The sequence below is a fragment of the Sporosarcina luteola genome (assembly GCF_023715585.1).
Taxonomy (GTDB): domain Bacteria; phylum Bacillota; class Bacilli; order Bacillales_A; family Planococcaceae; genus Sporosarcina; species Sporosarcina luteola_D.
This window is the reverse complement of the sequence record NZ_JAMBOK010000019.1, coordinates 1-405: the sequence shown is the minus strand read 5'-3', so window position 1 is coordinate 405 and position 405 is coordinate 1. Positions and strand designations below refer to the sequence as shown.

At 67.7% G+C, this 405-nt stretch carries 1 pseudogene; it reads right to left on the bottom strand.

What is annotated here, in order from left to right:
• Positions 1-384: pseudogene (locus M3193_RS16615) on the bottom strand (heavy metal translocating P-type ATPase); the annotation flags it as partial.
• Positions 385-405 lie beyond the last annotated feature (21 nt).

The following is a 405-nucleotide window of genomic DNA, read 5'->3' as shown; positions in this document are numbered from 1 at the left end:
GGCGTAGGCGATCACCGTGAACGGCACCGCGTATCTGTCCGCCAATCGCACCATGGGCGCGCGGCTTTCCGCCGCGCTGCGCACCAGGTCCAGGATGCGGGCGTACTGGGAATCGGCGGCACTCGCGGTGGCACGCAGCCGCACCGCTGTGGTGCCGTTGAGCGAACCGGAAAGTACCTCATCTCCCGTGTACTTTGTGACGGGGAGAGATTCGCCGGTGAGGGAGGAGAGATCAAACTCCGCGGCCGCGCTGTCCGTCCCGGCTACCATGACGCCGTCCACCGGCACCACCTCGGCGGGGCGTACCAGCACGGTGTCCCCGATGGCCACCTCCTGTACGGCGATATCCGTGAGCGACCCGTCTGCCTCCACGCGGTGAGCCACCTGTGGTGCGCGCTCAAGCAA